21 protein-coding genes and 5 pseudogenes are annotated in these 19,687 nt (G+C 62.2%); 11 read left to right on the forward strand and 15 right to left on the reverse strand.

What is annotated here, in order from left to right; translation table 11 throughout:
- A partial coding sequence (locus EYW47_RS36525; RefSeq protein ID WP_240764069.1) for a plasmid pRiA4b ORF-3 family protein occupies window positions 1–292 on the forward strand: 292 nt, incomplete at its 5' end.
- Between the two features lie 65 nt (window positions 293–357).
- Here the strand turns inward: EYW47_RS36525 and EYW47_RS42805 are convergent.
- Window positions 358–465: a thioredoxin domain-containing protein gene (locus EYW47_RS42805; protein WP_465263515.1), complete on the reverse strand. Its 108-nt coding sequence runs from the start codon at window positions 463–465 to the stop codon at window positions 358–360.
- A gap of 146 nt (window positions 466–611) precedes the next feature.
- Between EYW47_RS42805 and EYW47_RS36535 the strand changes: the two genes are divergently transcribed.
- Window positions 612–1,529, forward strand: a complete 918-nt coding sequence (locus EYW47_RS36535) for a LysR family transcriptional regulator (protein WP_133199678.1) — start codon at window positions 612–614, stop codon at window positions 1,527–1,529.
- Between the two features lie 107 nt (window positions 1,530–1,636).
- Here the strand turns inward: EYW47_RS36535 and gorA are convergent, their stop codons facing one another.
- Window positions 1,637–2,992: a glutathione-disulfide reductase gene (gene gorA / locus EYW47_RS36540; protein WP_133199679.1), complete on the reverse strand. Its 1,356-nt coding sequence runs from the start codon at window positions 2,990–2,992 to the stop codon at window positions 1,637–1,639.
- 384 nt (window positions 2,993–3,376) lie between these two features.
- Between gorA and EYW47_RS36545 the strand changes: the two genes are divergently transcribed.
- Together EYW47_RS36545 and EYW47_RS36550 are read left to right on the forward strand one after the other, a co-directional pair.
- Window positions 3,377–4,318, forward strand: a complete 942-nt coding sequence (locus EYW47_RS36545; RefSeq protein WP_133199721.1) for an alpha/beta fold hydrolase — start codon at window positions 3,377–3,379, stop codon at window positions 4,316–4,318.
- Window positions 4,319–4,329: 11 nt separating this feature from the next.
- Window positions 4,330–4,638 (forward strand): annotated as a pseudogene (locus EYW47_RS36550) (glutathione S-transferase family protein); the annotation flags it as partial.
- Between the two features lie 400 nt (window positions 4,639–5,038).
- Here the strand turns inward: EYW47_RS36550 and EYW47_RS36560 are convergent.
- The 4 genes and pseudogenes from EYW47_RS36560 to EYW47_RS41175 form a co-directional block, all read right to left on the reverse strand.
- A complete protein-coding gene (locus EYW47_RS36560) occupies window positions 5,039–5,443 on the reverse strand; it encodes a VOC family protein (protein WP_240764070.1) in 405 nt (134 codons plus the stop codon).
- A gap of 175 nt (window positions 5,444–5,618) precedes the next feature.
- On the reverse strand, window positions 5,619–6,368 hold the full coding sequence (locus EYW47_RS36565) for an SDR family oxidoreductase (protein WP_133199681.1): 750 nt from the start codon (window positions 6,366–6,368) through the stop codon (window positions 5,619–5,621).
- Between the two features lie 343 nt (window positions 6,369–6,711).
- Window positions 6,712–7,092, reverse strand: a pseudogene (locus tag EYW47_RS36570) (ISKra4-like element ISBte1 family transposase); the annotation flags it as partial.
- 38 nt (window positions 7,093–7,130) lie between these two features.
- Complete coding sequence (locus tag EYW47_RS41175; RefSeq protein WP_165976779.1) at window positions 7,131–7,307, reverse strand: hypothetical protein; 177 nt, start codon at window positions 7,305–7,307, stop codon at window positions 7,131–7,133.
- Between the two features lie 59 nt (window positions 7,308–7,366).
- Between EYW47_RS41175 and EYW47_RS42235 the strand changes: the two genes are divergently transcribed.
- Window positions 7,367–7,519 (forward strand): hypothetical protein, encoded by a 153-nt coding sequence (locus EYW47_RS42235; RefSeq protein WP_240764071.1) that lies wholly within the window; start codon window positions 7,367–7,369, stop codon window positions 7,517–7,519.
- A gap of 26 nt (window positions 7,520–7,545) precedes the next feature.
- On the opposite strand, the pseudogene EYW47_RS42755 reads toward EYW47_RS42235, so the two are convergent.
- Window positions 7,546–7,674 (reverse strand): annotated as a pseudogene (locus EYW47_RS42755) (hypothetical protein); the annotation flags it as partial.
- Window positions 7,675–8,205: 531 nt separating this feature from the next.
- Between EYW47_RS42755 and EYW47_RS36580 the strand changes: the two are divergent.
- Both EYW47_RS36580 and EYW47_RS36585 read left to right on the forward strand, forming a co-directional pair.
- Window positions 8,206–8,442, forward strand: a complete 237-nt coding sequence (locus tag EYW47_RS36580) for a hypothetical protein (protein ID WP_133199683.1) — start codon at window positions 8,206–8,208, stop codon at window positions 8,440–8,442.
- Between the two features lie 178 nt (window positions 8,443–8,620).
- On the forward strand, window positions 8,621–9,388 hold the full coding sequence (locus tag EYW47_RS36585) for an SDR family NAD(P)-dependent oxidoreductase (protein ID WP_133199684.1): 768 nt from the start codon (window positions 8,621–8,623) through the stop codon (window positions 9,386–9,388).
- A 489-nt stretch (window positions 9,389–9,877) separates the two neighbouring features.
- On the opposite strand, the gene EYW47_RS36590 is transcribed toward EYW47_RS36585, so the two are convergent.
- On the reverse strand, window positions 9,878–10,462 hold the full coding sequence (locus EYW47_RS36590) for an FAD-dependent monooxygenase (RefSeq protein ID WP_133199685.1): 585 nt from the start codon (window positions 10,460–10,462) through the stop codon (window positions 9,878–9,880).
- 263 nt (window positions 10,463–10,725) lie between these two features.
- Window positions 10,726–10,995: a DUF4148 domain-containing protein gene (locus EYW47_RS36595; RefSeq protein WP_133199686.1), complete on the reverse strand. Its 270-nt coding sequence runs from the start codon at window positions 10,993–10,995 to the stop codon at window positions 10,726–10,728.
- A 290-nt stretch (window positions 10,996–11,285) separates the two neighbouring features.
- On the opposite strand from EYW47_RS36595, the gene EYW47_RS36600 reads away from it, so the two are divergent.
- Window positions 11,286–11,537: a DUF7661 family protein gene (locus tag EYW47_RS36600; protein ID WP_133199687.1), complete on the forward strand. Its 252-nt coding sequence runs from the start codon at window positions 11,286–11,288 to the stop codon at window positions 11,535–11,537.
- Here the strand turns inward: EYW47_RS36600 and EYW47_RS42240 are convergent.
- The 5 genes and pseudogenes from EYW47_RS42240 to EYW47_RS36620 all read right to left on the reverse strand — a co-directional run.
- Window positions 11,522–11,620, reverse strand: a pseudogene (locus EYW47_RS42240) (IS6 family transposase); the annotation flags it as partial. The gene EYW47_RS36600 and the pseudogene EYW47_RS42240 sit on opposite strands and share 16 nt — an antisense overlap.
- A gap of 39 nt (window positions 11,621–11,659) precedes the next feature.
- A pseudogene (locus EYW47_RS42245) lies at window positions 11,660–11,770 on the reverse strand (IS6 family transposase); the annotation flags it as partial.
- Window positions 11,771–11,951: 181 nt separating this feature from the next.
- Complete coding sequence (locus EYW47_RS36610; protein ID WP_133199722.1) at window positions 11,952–13,109, reverse strand: branched-chain amino acid ABC transporter substrate-binding protein; 1,158 nt, start codon at window positions 13,107–13,109, stop codon at window positions 11,952–11,954.
- 180 nt (window positions 13,110–13,289) lie between these two features.
- Window positions 13,290–14,678, reverse strand: coding sequence for an amidase (locus EYW47_RS36615; protein ID WP_133199688.1), 1,389 nt, complete (start codon window positions 14,676–14,678; stop codon window positions 13,290–13,292).
- A 5-nt stretch (window positions 14,679–14,683) separates the two neighbouring features.
- The gene (locus EYW47_RS36620; RefSeq protein ID WP_133199689.1) at window positions 14,684–15,367 is read right to left on the reverse strand and encodes a DUF2848 domain-containing protein; all 684 of its coding nucleotides are present in this window, start codon (window positions 15,365–15,367) and stop codon (window positions 14,684–14,686) included.
- Between the two features lie 181 nt (window positions 15,368–15,548).
- On the opposite strand from EYW47_RS36620, the gene EYW47_RS36625 reads away from it, so the two are divergent.
- Together EYW47_RS36625 and EYW47_RS36630 are read left to right on the forward strand one after the other, a co-directional pair.
- Entirely contained in the window at window positions 15,549–16,508 is a 960-nt protein-coding gene (locus EYW47_RS36625; RefSeq protein WP_133199690.1) for a LysR family transcriptional regulator, read from the forward strand.
- Window positions 16,509–16,539: 31 nt separating this feature from the next.
- Entirely contained in the window at window positions 16,540–17,067 is a 528-nt protein-coding gene (locus EYW47_RS36630) for an ureidoglycolate lyase (protein WP_133199691.1), read from the forward strand.
- Window positions 17,068–17,220: 153 nt separating this feature from the next.
- Here EYW47_RS36630 and EYW47_RS42520 read toward each other — a convergent pair whose 3' ends face one another.
- Window positions 17,221–17,343: a hypothetical protein gene (locus EYW47_RS42520; protein WP_276322980.1), complete on the reverse strand. Its 123-nt coding sequence runs from the start codon at window positions 17,341–17,343 to the stop codon at window positions 17,221–17,223.
- A 290-nt stretch (window positions 17,344–17,633) separates the two neighbouring features.
- Here EYW47_RS42520 and fusA point away from each other — a divergent pair, with 290 nt between their 5' ends.
- Window positions 17,634–19,682, forward strand: coding sequence for an elongation factor G (gene fusA, locus EYW47_RS36635; protein WP_133199692.1), 2,049 nt, complete (start codon window positions 17,634–17,636; stop codon window positions 19,680–19,682).
- The last annotated feature ends 5 nt before the right edge of the window (window positions 19,683–19,687 follow it).

The following is a 19,687-nucleotide window of genomic DNA, read 5'->3' on the forward strand; positions in this document are numbered from 1 at the left end:
GACGAAGATGAGTGAAGGAAGTGCTTACGGTGCCTCAATGGACTCCAATCCTGCCGTTCTTCAGTTGCGAATCAGTCCGCGCGGCGTCAGCCCGCCGGTCTGGCGGCGAGTGTTGATTTCCAGGCAAATCACGATTGCGCATTTGCATCAGGTGATGCAGCTCACGATGGGCTGGGGCGACGAACACCTGCACCGGTTCATCATCCACGGATGGCGTGGACATCGCGAGGGTGCCTTCCAATTCTTCGACGGCCCAGACACCCTGTCGTTGGCGGCGTTTAGCCTAAGGTGACCGTCAACGTGGAGGTCAACAACCGCTACCGGTGCTCGATGCATGGGACTTGCCGCGTTTGACCATCAATCTTGCCTATCGACCGCGACAAGTTCGAACAGCGTTTGCAGCTCTTCGAACAGTAGCGCGGCCTTCAGCGGATTGGGCGACGGATGGAAATAAAACTGGAGCATGACAATTCCTTCAAAATGGAAACCGGTGTTGTGTGGAACCGCGTGAGCCACAATAAAGCGCAGGCCAGCGCGATAGCGGCATAGTGGACGATCACCGCCCGATTACCGTACGCTTTGACTGATTAACTTATTCGATGGAGTCGAATATGTTGTCAGAGGAAGAACTCGCGTTGCTCGACGCGATTCGGGAAACCGGCAGCCTCTCGCGCGCCGCGGCGCGGCTCGGCAAGGCACCCTCCACCGTCTCCCACGCTGCCCGGCAACTGGAAACGCGCTTCGATGCGCTGCTGTTCGACCGGCGTCGGTATCGTCTGCAACTGACTCCCGCGGGCCATCTGCTCGCGGAGGAAGCGAGCCGGCTCATGCTGGACATGGCCCGCATGACACGGCGCGTCAAGCAGGTCGCGAGCGGCTGGGAGGATCGGCTTTGGGTGGTCGCCGACGAACTGCTCGAGTTCGAAACCATGATGCCCGTGATTCGCGCGTTCGACGGCCTGCAATCGGGCGTCAGATTGCGTTTGACGCACGAGGTGCTGAGTGGAACGTGGGAGGCGCTGCGCGACGGCAGAGCGGACCTGATCGTCGGCGCCACCAATGAGCCGCCCGCCATTCCCGGATTGCGCTGGTTCGAACTGGGTGTCGTCGAATGGGTGTTCGCGGTGGCGCCGCGGCATCCGCTGGCCGCCGAAAAAGAGGCCCTCCGGCGCGAGCGCATCGCCGCGTACCGCTCGGTCGTGGTGGGAGATTCGGCGCGCTTGTCCGCAGGGCGCGCCTATGGCATCGTCGGCGGGCAGGACTCGCTGGCTTTGCCCACCATGCACGCGAAGATTCTCGCCCAGCGCGACGGCCTGGGCGTCGGCTGGTTGCCGCGGCATCGGGTGGCGTCGCTGCTCGCGCGCGGCGAACTGGTCGAGAAAGCCACCCTCGATCCGCGCGAACCCAATGTGCTGTATGTCGCGTGGCGCGGCGAACAAGAGGGCCGTGCGCTGCAATGGTGGATCGAGCAGTTGAAGCAGCCGCGTCTGGCCAAGCGGCTCGTGCGAGGCATCGACCGGTTTGCGTGACGACTGGCGCGATCCTTCTACCGTGATTGAAAGTCCTTCAATCTTCGGGCCAGTTGTCATTCGCAACGGCCCTGAAGATTCAGTCGTTGCTGGCGAAAGATGCCGCTTTACGGAGCCACCTTGGTGCGCATCGTGACGAACTCCTCGGCGATGGTGGGATGGATGCCAATCGTGGCGTCGAACTGCGCCTTGGTGGCACGGCACTTGATCGCCACCGCGAAGCCCTGAAGCAGTTCGCCGGCATCGTCGCCAACCATATGCACCCCGAGAACCCTGTCCGTCTCGCGCTCGACGATCAGCTTGAGCAGCACCTTCTCGCCGGACCGGGAAACGGTATGCTTGAGCGGTGTGAAAACGCTGCGGTACAGGTCGATCGTGTGCCCGCTTTCGATCGCCTGTGCCTCGCTCATCCCAACCGTGGCAACATTCGGATGACTGAAGATTGCCGTTGGAATGCCACTGTAGTCCATGTGCTCGGTGCCGCCGTTGAACAGGTGATCCGCAACCAGCATGCCCTCCGCCAACGCAACGGGTGTCAATTGCATCCGGTGAATAACGTCGCCCACCGCGTAAATCGAGGGCACAGCAGTCTGGAAAGTCTGGTCCACCATCACCGCGCCATTCGGTGCGAGTCCCACGCCAATCTCTTCGAGACCCAAGTGCTTCGTGTTCGGCAGGCGGCCGGTCGCGGAAAGGACGGTGTCACAGGACAGGCGCTCGTTGTCTCCCGTCACGCAATGCAGTGCTTCGCCTTCGCGCTCGATCTTGTGGATTTCCGTGTTGAACCTGATCTTGACGCCTCGCAAGGCCATCTGTTCTGCCAGGAAATTGCCGAGGTCCGCGTCAAAATGCTTGAGCACACGATCGCCGCGGTACACCAATGTCGTGTCCACGCCGAGACCATTGAAGATGGACGCGAATTCGACGGCAATATACCCGCCCCCCACCACGACGACACGCCTGGGCAGTTTGTCCAGATAGAACGCGTCGTCGGAGCTGATGCAGTATTGCGCCCCTTCGATATCCGGCATGGTCGGACTGCTTCCCGTAGCGACAAGAATATGCCTGGCCGTATACGTGCGCCCGCCCACCTCCACCGTGTGCGGGCCGGTCACCTTCGCCCGACCCATGATCAATTCGACGCCGGACTGGGTCAGCAATTTGTCGTAGACGCCGTTCAGCCGTTCGATTTCGCGATTCTTCCCTTCCAGCAGCGCTTGCCAGTCGAACGAAAGCCGGTCGAACGACCAGCCATAGCCGTGCGCGTCCTCGAAGTCCTTGTGGAAATGCGCGGCGTAGGAAAACAGTTTCTTCGGAATGCAGCCGATATTGACGCAGGTGCCGCCGAGGAATTGCTGCTCCGCCACCGCGACACGCGCGCCAAATGCAGCGGCCCGGCGACTCGCCCGAATGCCGCCTGAACCAGCGCCGATGGTAAAGAGATCGAATTCATATTCCGACACGGAAAACCTCCCTGTTCATTGCGATTTCGACGTCTCGCGAGGCGACCCGGTATCGCCCTCGTGCAATCCTTACGCGGGTGCGACCTTGCAGGATGATTGCAAAGGGATGCATATCCCGCGTCCGACATGACGCCAGCATAGCGCCGAGTCACGTGGGGCGCACGGGCCGCGCTAGCACGCGAAACCCGGGAAACGCTTTCGTGCGCGCGACATCCGGTTGATCCCCCCAACCGCCTGGATGTGCAACTCCTTCGAACGAGTTCATCGATCAGGTCGAACGGCAAAAGCGTGTCGTTCGTCCACCATAGGGTCACGTCATTGCGACACCCACGCGCGGTCATTGGCACCCGTCGCAGCACGTCCTTACTGATACTGGAGAACGAGATGAACCTGTTTCGACGACTTGCCGGCAAGGCGAGCACCGCTTTGATACTGGCGGGTGCACTGCACGGCCTGGCTCATAGCGCGACGCCCATTCCTATCGAAGATCATACGATTACCGTCAACGGCCTGAGGCTGCACTATCTGCAAGCCGGACACGGCGATGGCATGCCGGTCATCCTGCTGCATGGCTACACCGAAACTAGCCACATGTGGGTGCCTTTGATGGAGCAGCTTGCCGACCGCCGTGTCGTCATCGCGCCCGATCTGCCCGGCGCCGGCAGCTCGTCGATCCCCGCGAGCGGCTATGAAAAGAAGGTAATGGCGCAGGACATTCATGCCATGGTCCAGCAGCTCGGCTACCACAAAGTGAAGATCGTCGGCCATGACATCGGCCTGATGGTGAGCTACGCCTATGCGGCGCAATATCCCGACGAAGTGGACACCGTCACGCTCATGGATGCCTTCCTTCCCGGGGTGGGCGACTGGCAGAAGGTCTGGCTGTTGCGCGACAAATGGCACTACAACTTCTACGGCGAAACGCCGCTGAAGCTCGTTCAAGGCCGCGAACGGATTTACTTCGAGCATTTCTGGAACGATTTCGCAGCGGACCCGAAACATTCGCTCAGTGAGGCAGACCGCGAATACTATACGCACGTGTACGCCCAACCTGGCCGGATGCGCGCGGGCTTCGAATACTTCCATGCATTCACGCAAGACGCGCAAGACTTCTCCGAGTTCGCGAAGACGCCGCTCACGATGCCGATGCTCGTCCTCACCGGCGAAAAAGCCTCGGGCACGTTCCTGATCGATCAGGCACGGCTCGTCGACACCCATGTCCAGGGGGACATCATCAAAGGCTCGGGCCACTGGCTCCTGTCCGAGGCGCCGGACCAGACAATTCCCCTGATCGTCAACTTCACCAATACCGCAGGTTCTCACTGAGGAGCGTCACGATGGGTCTTCTCGTCAACGGCCAGTGGGTAGACCGCTGGTATGAAACCAAATCGACCAACGGCCGCTTTGTGCGCAAGGATGCGGCGTTCCGCAACTGGATCACGGCGGACGGGTCCGCCGGCCCCAGCGGGCGCGGCGGCTTCAAGGCCGAAGCGGGCCCCGGTGTGGTGCCGGACACCGTCAACGGTGCACGGTTCATGCACAACGTGTACACGTCCGCCGATCCCGGCTACACCGGGCGTGCGACCGTGCCGGTGCTGTGGGACAAGGAGGCGGATTCGACGATCGACAAAATAGCCACCTCCCTCGGTGTAGCGCAGGAAGCTGCGCTGGCAGACCGTGCACTCCCACACATCGCATCGGTTGCAGGGAAAGTAACGTGGCGCAATCGGCGCATCCAGAGACCAATAGCGCGTGCTATCCGGATGGTACTTGGCGAACGTGGACTCATTCTCGTCAGGAATGCCAAGCGTTCCGATTTCACGCAGCTGCGATTCGGGCAATGAGAGGGGCACGCTTTCCCAGCCGTCGACGGGCGTCCGGATGCAGGAGCAATCATACGACACCGCCTGTGAGCGCGAGGCGAGCTCCTTAAGAGCTGGGTAGTCCAGGAACTGTGCCATGCACATTAAAGTCCCACGGGGAAAGCGGAGAAGTCGAACCCGTCAAACATCGAAGCCCGAAACGGGATCGTCGAAGTGAGCGTCGCTATGCGAGCTTGCCGAAGATGTTGATGAGATTGCCCTCAGGATCGCGCACCATGGTGGAGGCGAGCGTTGGCGTCAGCCGCTGTTCAGCCCAGACGATCTCGACGCCGTGTGCCACCAGCGTTGCAGTGGTCGAGGCCAGGTCGCTGGATTCGAGCACGATGGCCTTCCAGCCTAACGCATGCAGGTGCTGCGGCGGCGCGGACCGATCGGCGGGCCGGTGCTCGCCGCCTTTACGCGAGACGAGTTCCAGTCGGAAGCCTTCACCGGTCAGCATGGCAAAATCGGCATCGACAGGATCGAAATGGCCGCGCTCTTCGACGCGCAGGCCTAGCACGTTCTGATACCAGCCGATCATGTGGTCGAGATCGGCCACGGCCAGCGCCACGTTATTGAGCTGAAGCACCGGCGCAGCTGGAAATGGGGTTGCGGACATGATGCGGACTCTTCAAATGGGCAACGATGATGACGTAGAGGCAATGCGGACTCACCCCTGCGGGACATTGAAATCGGGCAACGGCCCAAGCGGCACGACGCCGCTCGGGTTCACCGTGCGATCGCTCTAGGTCGCAAAGTTTGCCTTATAGCTGGCTCATACCACCGTCGGCGATAATTTCGGTACCGACGATGAAGGCCGATTCCGGTGCCGACAAATGCAGTACCGTCGAGGCAATCTCCGTCGCCAGGCCAAAGCGGCCCAGCGGGATCTGGCTCTGGATTTGCGCGGCGGTGGCCGACAAGGTGTCGGCATCGAGGCCCAGCTTGCCGTACAGCGGCGTCGTCACCGGACCGGGGCTCACCACGTTCACTCGAATGCCCGAGCCAATCAGCTCGCTCGACAGCGTCTTGGCCAGAGAGATCAGCGCGGCCTTGCTGGCGGCATAAACCGACGATGCCGGCATGCCGATGCGCGCGTTGATCGAACCGTTCAGCACGATAGAGGTGCCTTTGTTCAGCAGCGGCACCAGCGCCTGGATCTGGAAGTATGCGCCCTTTACGTTGGCATTGAAGGTGGCATCCCACAGTGCCTCGTCGACATCGGGCAGTGGAGCAAATTTCGCGGTGCCAGCGTTGATGAAGACGGCGTCGAGGCGGATGCCGGCCTGGGCCAGCTCGCGGGCCAGATCGCGCGCAGCCTGCACCGTGCCCGTTTCGTTGCGGATGGCCACAGCGCTATCGCCAAGGGTGGCGCGAGCGGTTTCCAGCGCCGCGGCATCGCGGCCGGTAATCACCACACGAGCACCTTCCCCTGCAAATGCCTGGGCGGCCGCGAGACCGATGCCGCTATTGCCGCCAGTGATCAGAACGGTCTTGCCATCGAAGCGATTCATGATTTCCTCCAGTCGGAAAAGTTGAACTTGAACAATCGCGTAACTGCAGTATGGACGTCAGTGGGCGGCATGCCATACGGTTTGCTCGATGAACACGTTCGAGGAAGTTGCACATCTTTCCAGAGGATGAATCGGCCCCGCTGGAGGCCAACCGCGAGGCCGGTCACTTCTCGCGTGTGCCGGCCAAACCGGGCACGGCGCCATCCACGGTTTCACACGCCCCATCACGCACGTTTATTGAACAGGATTGGCCCGCAGGTTGTCGGGATCCGCTGCATTCGCACCACGGTCCGGCAGCAGGAAGGCGATGAGCGCGGCGAGAATGCGGCAACTACCAGCGCGACAAGCGTCGACTCGTCCGCTCACGCAGGCAAGCGGCCAGCGGGCAGACGGATTTGCGACCGCTTCCGGAACACCGGCATTGGTACAACCGCGGGCTTTCGATCGACAGCCGACCAAAGACCGAGCGGTCGGCCAGGCGATGGTGGCCCTTGTCGGTCAGACGGGAACCGCACTCCAGACATACGCTCATTCGAGCGATCGCTTCAGCGGCCTGGGCTTCGATCATCGAGCGCTGCAACCGGCCTGGCAGCGCCTTTGCCTCCTCAAGATGCAAGCCGAGAGAACCCGCATCGAATCCGTCCCGTTCGAAGCGGGCGATCTCCGTAATGTTCGGCTGCTCGTCGAATTCGGTCTGAACCGCAATCTGCACGCTGATTTGCATCGCAGTCTCCCACTCGGCGCGTCACCCAGGCAGTCAGCTTACCGTGCAAGCGCGTGCAGGCGTTCATTCGCCGCTCGACGGTCGAAACACCTATCCAGCCAGATGAGCCATTCGTCGGCCTCAGCGCGCAGATCGTCCACGTCAATCTGGCCTTCGCGTAAGGTCTCGATCCACTCGAGAAATACGTGCTTACCATGAATTTCAAGAGCGTTCATGTATCTCTCGGGGCGTCCGACCACCACGAGGTGAAGTCGTACAGGCAGGCGAAGCGCTCATGTTCGTGCAGGCCAAACGCCGCCAACGACAGGGTGTCTGGGCAGTCGAAGAACTGGAACGCACCGTCGCGATCGCCACCGTAACGCCATCCGCGGATGATGAACCGGTGCAGGTGTTTGTCTGCCAGCCCATCGCGAGCTGCATGACCTGATGCAGTTGCGCAATCGTGGTTTGCTCGGGAATCAGCACTCGCCGACAGACCGGCGGGCCGACGCAGCGCAGACTGATTCGCAACTGGAGAACGGAAGACTGATCGGAAGAATCGGAGTCCATGCGACACACTTTAAGCTTCCGATCGGCGGCCATGGTCGCTGGGACTCGCCTTCAGCCCCCGCTTTGGCGCGGTCTCCCTATTGAGATTTCCGGGGTAGTGGCGACGCTGGTTGATCTGTCCTCTGTTGCCTGGATTGCCTATCCATGCGCTGCCAATGATCGGTCATGCTGATGATGATCTCTTCTGCTTCTTGTGATCATCGCCGCTGGTCCTGTGATTAGGGCTTAAGTGACGTATCGATGCAGTACCAGCACGCCCTGGTTACGCGTGAAGCACTAGCCTCCCTCGCGATCTACCAAAGCGACGGCCCTGGTCCAGGCAAGGTTCACTACGGCCGGAATCGCCAGTGTTGGTTGCGCATGGTATGCAGGTAGATCTTTTCGATTTGCATTTATCTGATATGTCAGATAGAGTGATCCACAGTCGGCGAAATGCTCCGTGAGCACGTCATCCACATGGGATGACGTGACCCATCGTATTGTTTCGCTTTTTTCAATCATATATCTGACTTATCAAATATATGATTGAAACCACCGTGGCGATCGGCATTCTCGGAGCTCACCATGAATCCGCAAATATTTCCCCGCTCACCAGTTCCATTGAGCGGCGCGCGGTTCGCACTCGGCGCCATTGCCGTGGCGCTGGCCACGTTCATGAACGTGCTGGACTCCTCCATCTCGGATATTGCACCCCGGGTGTTGAATCGCCGACTCCAGCAGTTCAGCAAAACCGGGTTCGCTGAACTGAAACGCTTGCTCATCAAGTTCATCGGCGAGGGTCAAAGCGGAGATTCGCCGTAGATTCGAAGTTGCTGAGACGCGACGTTCGGTCGGCGAGAAGCACGTACTTTTTGCTCATGCCGCGCTCAGTCGCATGCGGTAATGACCTCGCGGTGATTGATCAGACCTTCCTTAACGCTCCCTCTCGCTATTGCGGCACCCCTATTTCTTATCCCTTTCTCACTTATGAAGGAGATCAATGATGATGTCGGAATCAGCAATTGGAAGAGTTCATACCGGCCGGGTCGCGCTCGTGACCGGCGCCGCGCGCGGCATCGGCCAGGCAATCGCGGTCGGGCTCGCGCAACGAGGAGCGGCCATCGTCCTCGCCGATATCGGAGACCTGGCGGAGACCAGCGAGCTCATCTCCCGCATAGGCAGCCCGGCCACCGCCCTGACGCTGGACATCAGCGACCCGGCGGCCATCGATGAGGCGAAGGCACGTGTGGCCGCCGAGCGCGGACACGTCGACATCCTCGTCAACAACGCCGGCCTGGTCGAGGCAGTGACGTGGGACGAGCTAGACCTCGAGCGCTGGCAGCGCGTGCTGAGCGTCAACCTGACTGGCACGATGCTCATGTGCAAGGCGTTCCTGCCGCTCATGCGCGGCCGCGGCTGGGGGCGGGTGATCAACATCGCTTCCGCGACGGTCGCCAGCGGCAGCCTGGTGTCGATCGCCTACCGCTCGAGCAAGATGGGTGTAATCGGGCTAACCCGGGCGCTTTCGTCGACCCTCGGCCCAGACGGGATCACGATCAACGCAGTGCTCCCGTCGCTCACCCGCACTGCGATGGCCGAGAAGATACCGGAGTCGGTCGCCGCCACGAGTCTCGCCCGCCAAGCCATCCACCGCATGGCTGAGCCGGACGACATCGCCGGCGTCGTCTTCATGCTGGCTGCGGACGAGGCCGGCTGGGTCACGGGTCAGTCGATCATGGCCAGCGGCGGCCACGCGTTCGGCCTGTGAGCCGGATCTCGCGAATGGCCGGATAAGGGCGAATCGATAACGGGACAAGATGCGGAAGCTCTGTTTTTGCCCTCCGGTCGAAGCTCGATCATGAAGATTGATCGTACGCGATGACGCACAAGCAGATGAGCCTGTAGATGCAGCATGAAGCCGGGCTCGAGCAGCATCGCAAGCCGACACGTCGCGACGTGTCGGCTTGTCGAGATGGATTAGGTAGTCGCCCCTGAACGGCCTACCCTAGATTTCAATGCATGTTGCGACGGTAGGTTGATCTTGGCTTGATGCGGGTTTGCGAGGTGGCCCCGTTAAAATACCTCACCAAATCAGGCCCTTCCTGTCTCCCTGTCTGGCCTCTTCCCTTTTTGATCGATCCGCCGAAGTTTTTTGCGCGTCGAAGCGCCGCTCGCCTTGCGCCCATCGGGCGGAACTCGAGTAGTGGCGCGCCGATGGGGACTACTGAGGTTCAAGCTAGCCGTCGCTGCTTCGCATTCAGGTCGGCGACGCTCGGCAGCAGACGATGCGCATACCCGTATAACCGAGCGCTTCAAGCAGGTCACGCACGTTGGTCACAAGAAATTTCTCGGGCCAGGTGAATCCATCGAAGCTGAATCCGGCTGTCTTGCGCACCATGCTGTGCGCGCCGTCCACGCCCACTACCCACGAGGCGCGGCTCTCGCGACGGCCGTTCTCAGTCGAAAACACGAGGCGCACCGATTCGTCGCTGGCTTCAACGGATTGGAGCGTTTCGCCAAGGCGGATCTCGACGTTCGGCTGTTGCCGCAGTTCATTGAGCAGGACGGTCGACAGATAGTGTTGCGGCAGATGAAAGCGGAACGGAAAGTCGGTGACCAGTTGACAGGTCGCGAGCGAGCCATCCGATTCACCCTCATTGGCGTCCGTGACGATAACGCGGATGGACCGCAACGGCCCACTATCCGTCTCCAGTTGAACCGTTATTGGCTGTCCAGGAAACGTCTGGAGCGGGATGCCGTTGCTGGTCGAGATACAGGACAGCCGCCCTTCAATGCCGCCGCACAAGTCCTCACGAATATCCAGCCGCTGGACAAACAACAAACCTGCAAGGTCTGATTGTGAGCTGCGCCAGCAGATGCGAAAGGAACGGCTACCGTTCGAGAAGATTGCGGATGTTACGGGATAGAGCCGCCGGGCCCGAAATCACCTCTGCTCCAGACATACCGCGCGCGATTTGCGTCGGCTTTAAATACTCTTGCATCGGCCGCGAACCCTTCGCCTTCAACGAGTAATTGCAATGGCGACTCACTTGGCCTTGATACCGGGACAGCACTGTCAAGGAGCCGCAGCTGTCTGTAGACAATTTACCGCGCTGGCTGGCCTTGCTGCGACGACCCGCCGGCTACGCCGCCCATCGCACTGTTCTGCTCAGCGACGCGAGCTTCGGCGGCCTGAAGGTTGTCCGGATAATCATTCCGGTGCGCATGCGAGTCAGGGTTGTAGCCGGCCTTTTCGACCTGAAGCAACTCTTCGTGAACCTGTGCGCGCGTCACCGGCTGGTTCGATTGAGCGAAAGCAACAAGCGGGGCAGCAAGGGTTGCGGCGACAATGACAACTTGAACTAGCGATTTCATGATGATTACCTACTGAATTGTCTTGTGTGGCTGAGAACTGTGTTGTCCGCAGCGATCAGCACAGTATAGGAGACGACAACACCAGGGTAAATACCGAAACAACAAGTTGGCCGAATTGCGAAACAAGTTTATATCGGGACAGAATCCGACTGCCGACCGTCAATTTCTGATGCGATCGACGGGAGCGCGGGAGAGGCCCAATTCGTATTCCACCAAGTTCTGGGATGTGACACTTCACTCTGACGGATGCCAATTACATACTTGGTTTGAGGGTTGAGGGGCGACTTGACATGGACGCAGAGTATCGTTTCGACGTTTTTGGCCGGGTCATTGGAGTCGTCTTCAAGAACAACGCGTGGAAAGCTCATCATTTCGGGCAGGAAGGCAAGCGTCGTCGCGCGGACTTTGAAATTCAATCATTCGTTACGCCAGACGAACTGTTGCAATACCTCGATGACCTGTTTCACGGGCTTTGTCAAGTTGACAAGCGTAGACTGTATGGCTGGCAGAAACATAGTTATCCTTATGAGAGAAACGCCTGAGTGCGACGCGCATTGCGAAAGCGGCACATCTGGCGTTCGCGCCTGCGAGTCGGCTGGCGGCTATTCTCCGCGCGGTTATTCACGCGCGCAGCCGCTTAGACAAATTCGTGTTTCACCTGGGCGAGTTCGGGAATCTCGGCTTTCAGGCTGAACCGAAAATACCAGCGAACCGCGCAGCGGATGACGACAGCAGGGAAGCGGTGGCCGTGATAAAGCGATTTCGTCTTCTTCATTGCTTCATTCTACCGGCGCCGGTCCGCTAACCTGACAGCGCCGCCGGGGCAACCGATCCGCGCTCCGACGGGGCGGTGGCTGCATGGTGAGCGTTTCACGGTCCGTCGGTTCGGTTGTCGCTACGGGTTCCACCGTATTGCGAACGCCATCGTCGAAAGTCTGCCGGCCACCGCCCACCGCTCACATCCGGACGACGTCAACCACGTCCTTGCGGCGATCCTTGAAATGATAGATCGTGACGGCGGCATCCTTGAGGTCTCCGTGCGGATCGAATGCGATCTTGCCAATTACACCCTCGTACTGCGTGGCGGGCATCGCGGCAAGAATCTTCGCGCGATCGGTCGAATTCGCGCGCTTCATCGCGTCGACGATCACATAGACGGCGTCGTAAGCGAACGGACCATACGCGTTGATCGGCACCTTGTACCGCGCGACGTAGCGCTGGTCGAATGCGGCGCCCTTCGGCATCTTCGACAAGGCAAGCCCCGCTTCCGAACACACGACATTGTCGATCGCGTTGCCGGCGAGGTCGATCATCTTCTCCGTGCACGCGCCGTCGCCGCCCAGCACGGGTGCGCTCACGCCAAGCGCCGCGGCCTGCTTCGCGAGCGGTCCCGCCGTCGCGTCGGAGCCGCCGTACATGATGGCGTCCGGACGCAGTCCCTTGATCTTCGTGAGGATCGCCCGAAAGTCGACGGCCTTGTCGTTAGTCGATTCGTGCGCGACGACGGTGGCGCCCGCAGCCCTGGCGGCCTTCTCGAACTCGGTCGCAAGCCCCTGCCCATAGGCCGTCGAATCGTCGATGACCGCAATCCGCTTCGCGTGCAGCGTGCCGACAGCGTAGCGAGCGAGCGCGGGGCCTTGCAGCGCGTCGGTGGCGACGAGCCGGTAAGTCGTGCGGAAACCCTGTTGCGTGAACGCGGGATTTGTCGAACCCTGCGAGATCTGCGTGACATTCGCCTCGTTGTAGATGCGAGATGCCGGGATCGAGACGCCGGAGTTGATGTCCCCCACGACCGCGACCACGCCGTCGTCGACGAGTTTCTGCGCGACCTGGGTGCCCGTGCGCGGGTCGGCGGCATCGTCCTGTGAATCGAGCTGCAGCCGCACCGGCTTGCCACCGATCACGAGATGCTGGCTGTTGATCTCGTCGATCGCGAGGCGCGCCGCATTCTCGCTGTCCTTGCCCATGTTCGCGAGCTGGCCGGTCATGGGCGCGGCGTGGCCGATCAGAACGACGGTCGGCGTGGCATCAGTCGTGTCGGCCGCATGGGCGAGGCTGGCAGCCATCGCCCATACGGCCGCCATCGTCAGCGGTGCCAGCCGCGTACAGCGCATCAAGGTGGAATCAGGATTCATGGATGGACCTCGATTAGATGGATTGAACGAGCCGCAACGCATGCCGGTCAAATTGCCGACGTTGAACGTGTGACGACAACGCAGCGGATGAGTGCCAGTATTCGAACGCCAAATTTCGTCGTCCAACGACTTATTCTGTTGGCCACCGATAAAGAAAGCTTATGTGGCATCGGCCGCGGTTTCCGGCCAGAACGCGGGCCAGCCGCCGAGCTTGCCGTCGCGCAAAACTCCTTCGACGCTGCGGCCGATAGCCAGCACCCGCGCATCGGCGAACGCGCTGCCGACGATCGACAGGCCCACGGGCAGCGCCCCCTCGCCGTGGCAGGGTAGTGTCAGCGCGCAGCCATCCATCACATTGACGATCGACGCAAGGCGCAGGGCTCGCGCATTCGCCGCGAAGAAATGCTCGTCGGCCGGCTCGATGTCTTCGAGCCGTGGCGCCACCATCGCGACCGTCGGCATCAGCCACGCGTCGAAGCGCGCGAGCCTGGCCCGCGCATCCTGCACAAAGCGCTCGCGCGCCGCGAGAAGGTCCAGGTAATCGGCGGCGCTCAAATGCTCGCCTTTGCGCAGACGCTTGAGCACGCGCGGATCGTAGGCTCCGGCATTCGCCGCGACGTGGCGCCGATGCCATGCCCATGCTTGTGCGGCCGTGATGCCCGCCGGTGGAGCGTGCAGCATCAGATCGGCAAGCGACGGAAAAGCGAAATGCTCGACAGTTGCGCCGGCCGCGCGCAGTTGGCGTATCGCGTAGTCGAACGCAATGCGCACTTCGTGGTCGAGATCGTCGCCGACGTAGTCATAGGTCACACCGAAGCGCAGCGAATCGAGCGGACGCGCTGCTGTGTCGAGCGTCTGCGCGGACAGGACTGCATCCGCGAGCACGCAGCAGTCGACGCTGCGCGCGATGGGGCCCACGGAGTCGAACGTCGTCGAAAGAGGCAGTAAGCCGTCGAGCGGAACGCGTGCGGCTGTGGGCTTGAACGCGGTGAGACCGCAGAAGGCGGCGGGAATGCGTACCGATCCGCCCGTGTCGGTGCCGAGCGCCCACACGGCGTGCCCGCGCGCCACCGATAGCGCCGCGCCCGAACTCGAGCCGCCCACGATCCGCGCCGGATCGTGCGGATTGCGCGGCGTGCCGTAGTGTGGATTGAGGCCGAGCCCGGAGAACGCGAACTCGCTCATGTTGGTGCGTCCCACGAACACCGCGCCCGCATCGCGCAGACGCGCGATCGCGATTCCGTCGCGCGCTGCCGGCTCGCCGCCGCGCAATACGCGGGAGCCGGCCGTCGTCACCTGCCCCTTGACGTCGAAAAGGTCCTTGACCGTGACCGGAATACCCGCAAGCGGCGATGGCACATAGCCGCGCGCCCGCAAGGTATCGCTCGTCGCGGCAGCGGCGCGCGCTGCGGTGTGGTCGATCGCAGTATAAGCATTGCCATAGTGGCGCGAATCGGCGTGAATTGCGGCGAGCGAAGCTTCGAGCAACGCGCAAGCGGAGATTTGTTGCGTGCCCAGCATCTGCTGCCATTCGCGTATCGTGCGCATCAACGTCACTCCACGTGGACCAGCGAGGCGACCGCGTAGCGATGCCGGAGACTGCGCCCAAGCACCGGATCGTGCAGTTCGATCTCAAATGCGGCCGATGGGCATAGCGCACCGATAACGGGCTGCGTGCCGCAAAAGAGCGCGGTCCCCACGGGCAGGCCGGCATGGCCGAATGCCTCGCCGATCAGCCGTTGCGGCGGCAGCAGCCGCGCGAGTGGGCCCTCCTGATAGCGCACCCGCTCGCCCGCGGCATCGATGCGCCAGCTGCGCGCGACGAGCGCGTCCCAGTGTGCGGCTACCTCGTCGAAGCGCCACAGCGTCGTACCTAGCGGCTTCGCGCAGACCTGCTTCGAGACCGCGACGTCATAGCTCTCGACCCTGCGATCCGTATGATCCGAGCCGATGCCGACCAGCAATCCATGCGTCGCATCGTGCATCAGCACGGCCTCGACTTCGCCGGACGAGTGCGTGCCGATCACGTCGATGTGCGGGTCGCTCGTCAAAAGCGATGCCGAAACCTCGTAAAAGCACGGCACCGACGACGGGCGTTTCACCCCGAGCGCCACGAGCTCTGCGATGTGATGCTCGATCTCGTCGCGATTGCGGCCCGCCCATCCGGCGATGATGAGCCGCCGGGGGGCCAGCTCGATCGTGGGATCGCCATCGATTGCACAGAGGAATCGCGTCATTGCTGTATCCGTTCAGGGAAAACGTGATGACGCCCAGTCTTCGCGGGTCGGGTCGCGCTGTCCAACAAATAAAAGTTGAGGCGCGCGTGCGCTTTTTCTTGTCACGTGCCGGTTCCGGCGGCGTTACACTGCCCGGATCGCGACTCGTCCTGCGGTTTGCCCTCGCGGCGACCGGACCGGCATGAACGTCCGCTTTCTCGAGACCTTTGTCTGGCTTGCCCGGCTGCGCAGCTTCAGGCTGACGGCCGAGCGGCTGCACGCCACCCAGGCCGCAATTTCAAGCCGCATCTCTGCGCTCGAGCAAGAGCTGGGTGTGCGGCTGTTCGAGCGCGGACCGCGCGAGGCTACGCTGACGCAGGACGGCACGAAGGCGCTGCCGTTCGCCGAGCAGATCCTGCAACTGAACCGGGCCATGCTGGCCAGCGTTGGCGACCGCACGAAGGTGGCCGGCCTGCTGCGACTCGGTGCGATCGAGTCTGTCGTGCATACCTGGTTACCCGAATTGCTCAAGCGGATTCGCGAGGAATATCCCAATCTCACGCTCGAGTTGACGAGCGACACCAGCGCGAATCTGGCCTCACAGCTAACGAGCGGCCATCTCGACGCCGCGCTGCTGACCACGCCCGTGACGGGCGCCGACGCAGCGAATGCGCCGCTCGGCAGCCTGCCGATGTGCTGGATGGCGAGCCCGGCGTTGAATCTGTCTGCCGAGCCGCTTTCCGAAGCCGAGCTTGCCGCGTTCCCGATCATCAGCTTCGCGCGACATTCGCCGCCGCACGCACTTCTTGCCGACCTGTTCGCGGTGGCTGGGGAGACCGAGGTGCAGATCAACTGCGTGTCGTCGGTCGCGGCGATCATCCGGCTCGTCGTCGACGGATTCGGGATCGCCGTGCTACCCGCCGCATTCGTGATGCACGAACTGGAAACCGGCCAGTTGCAGATCTTGAAGGTCGAGCATCGCGTGCCGGCATTGCCGCTTGTCGTGTCGTACCGGCGCACGCCGGACAGCCTGCTGGCCGAGTCGATCGTGCGGCTCGCGCGCACCGTGATGCTCGACTACAGCTTGCGGCACGGGCCGAATTTCGCGCTCGTTCCGCAGATGGCAGAAACGGTCGGCTCACCTGATTCGAACGATCATTAGTCATCCTGATATTGACATCTCCGCCGATACCATGCCCTTCACTTCCATACCCGTTGAACCACTCGATGTCGCTGCCTGCGTTCCCTATGGCGTCATGCTCGGCAAGACCCCGCTCGACGATGCGAGCGCGCCGGCGTACTTCAGCCCGTCCTCCGACTTCTGGCGCGAACACCTGTTCGACAATGGCGCGCACGGCGAGGCCGAGATCTTATGGGTGCGTTACCGCAATCGCGACGAATCGTTGAGCGCGCTAGAAACCCATTATCTGACGCAGCAGGCGATCGTTCCGTTGACGGGACCGATCGTGCAGGTCGTGGCGACCTCGCTGGCCGACGGCTCACCCGATCCGGCTTCGATACGGGCGTTTCTCGTGCCGGTGGGTCAAGGCTTGTGCATGCATCGCAATACCTGGCACGCGACACGTGTGATGCAGGACGAAGTTACGGCGTTGATGCTGACCAGGCCATCGACGACGTACGATCTGATGGTGCATCTGCGCACAGGGGCACCGGCGGGCGAGAGTGGCATTCGAAAGATGGACGGGTACAGGATCGGGTAGTTGCGGGACGGTCCTGATTCTCGATCGGCCTCGATGGGCGGAACATGACAGCACCGCCGCCCGTGCAGGTAATAGCGGCGCGAGGTGCGCTTTTACACTACTGCGCCACCGCCGCGCGTTTCCGCAGTCGGCGTGCCTCCATCCACTCTTTGCCTACTCGTGCGTTTTCTCGGCAGCCTGCAAGATCGTGGGCACCTTTGCCTCCCGCTCGGTGATCACCAGCTCGCGTCTGCGTTCGTCGATGAGGTCGTGGCCATTATCGAGCTGGCTGCGCATTGCCAGCGCGCGCTCGGGCATCGCGCAGCAACAAAGACGGATACACGCCCAATCCCATTTCACGGCGCTTACGCGTCGTAGCGCTCACGTAACACAACAGGCCCAAGAAATGTTGCGGCGCAGCGAACGCGCGCCTCGACAACGCGTCGAAAGCCGCCGGCGTCCGATAAGACGTCCATCGCGCGTTCATGCTGCGCGCGCTCACGCACACGCCGTGCGCGCTTGTATTTGCCAGAGCAGCCGAATTTCGCCAATAATTGCCGAACCTCCACTACTGGACGATGGCGATCATGGATTACAGTCCCGAAGCCATCCGCACAGTCGCGCTCGTCGGCCACGCCGGCTGCGGCAAGACCTCGCTCGCCGAAGCGCTGCTGCATCAGGGCGGCGCGCTGCACGCCCCCGGCAGCGTGAGCCGCGGCACCGCCCTGTGCGATTTCGACCCGCTCGAGCGCAAGTACCATCACTCGCTCAGTTCCGCGCTCGCGCATCTCGACTACCAGGACACGCGCATTTATCTGCTCGATACGCCCGGCTACCCCGACTTCGCGGGCATGTCGATCAGCGCGCTGGAGGCCGTGGAAACGGCGGCCATCGTGGTCGACGCGCGCACCGGCGTCGAAATGACCACCAGCCGCATGATGACCTGGGCGCAGCAGCGCAAGCTGTGCCGCATGATCGTCGTGAACGGCATCGACGGCGAAAAGGTCGATCTTCCCGGCCTGCTCGCGCAGATCCAGGAGATGTTCGGCAAGCAGTGCCTGCCCATCAACCTGCCCGCGAAAGGCGGCAGCGACGTGGTGGACTGCTTCTTCAATCCCGCGGGCGAAGCCGATTTTTATTCCGTGGAGGCGGCGCACAATGCGCTCGTCGACCAGGTGATCGAATTGGACCCCGAATTAATGGAGCTGTATCTGGAGCAAGGCGAAGCCATCCGCCCGGAGCAGCTGCACGAGCCCTTCGAGCGCGCGCTGCGCGAAGGGCATCTGGTCCCCGTGTGCTTCACGTCGGCGGCGACGGGAGCCGGCATCGCGCAGTTGCTCGACGTGTTCGTGCGGCTCTTGCCCAATGTCACCGAAGGCAACCCGCCGCTCTTCTACCGCGAGACCGAGGGCAAGACCACGCCCGTGCGCGCGGAGCCCGACCCCGAGAAGCACGTGCTCGCGCACGTGTTCAAGATCGTGGTGGACCCGTACATCGGCAAGGTGGCCGTGTTCCGCATCCATCAGGGCACGATCGCGCGCGACAGCCAGCTCTATATCGGCAACGGCCGCCAGCCGTTCAAGGTCGCGCATCTGTTGATGCTGCAGGGCAAGGACCACACGGAGATCCAGCGCGCGGGGCCCGGCAATATCTGCGCGGTGGCGAAAGCCGACGACATCAACTTCGACGACGTCCTGCACGACGCTCCCGAGGACGGCAACATCCATCTCACGCCGTGCGAGTTTCCCAATCCGATCTATGGCCTCGCCATCGAGCCGGCGCGGCGCGGCAACGAGCAGCGCCTCTGGGAAGTGCTGCAAAAGCTCGCCGCCGAGGACCCGTGCCTGATCATCGAGCACCCCGTGGGCACCAACGAGACCGTCGTGCATGGGCTGGGCGAGCTGCATCTGCGCTATATGCTCGAGCGGCTCACCGACCAGCACAAGCTCGAAGTCATCACGCGGCCGCCCACCATCGCGTGGCGCGAGACCATCGGCGGCAAGGCGGAAGGCCATTGCCGCCACAAGAAGCAGACCGGCGGCGCGGGCCAGTTCGGCGAGGTCATGCTGCGCGTGGAGCCGCTGCCGCGCGGCGCGGGATTCGAATTCGTCGATGCGGTCAAGGGCGGCGCCATTCCCTCGCAATTCATTCCCGCCGTCGAAAAAGGCATTCAGCAGGTGATCGAAAACGGGCCGCTCGCGGGCTTCCCGATGCAGGACGTGCGCGTGACCGTGTACGACGGCAAGAGCCATCCGGTCGACTCAAAGGAAGTGGCGTTCGTCACGGCCGGGCGCAAGGCCTTTATCGATGCGGTGCTCAAGGCGCAGCCCATCGTGCTCGAGCCGATCGTCGACATCGAGGTGATGACGCCCGAAGCGGCGATGGGCGACATCATCGGCGACCTCTCCTCGCGGCGCGGCCAGGTGCACGGCACGCGCACGGCGAGCGGCAACGCCATGGTGATTGCGGGCAAGGTGCCGCTAGCCGAGCTCAACGACTACCAGTCGCGCCTGAATTCGCTGGCGGGCGGGCACGGCAACTACAGCATCCAGCTGAGCCACTACGATCCCGTGCCGCCCGCGCAGCAGGACAAGCTCGCGGCCCAGCACAAGGCGCGGGGGGATAACGGCGATTGAACGCC

This window comes from Paraburkholderia silviterrae (genome assembly GCF_004353915.1).
Lineage (GTDB): Bacteria > Pseudomonadota > Gammaproteobacteria > Burkholderiales > Burkholderiaceae > Paraburkholderia > Paraburkholderia silviterrae.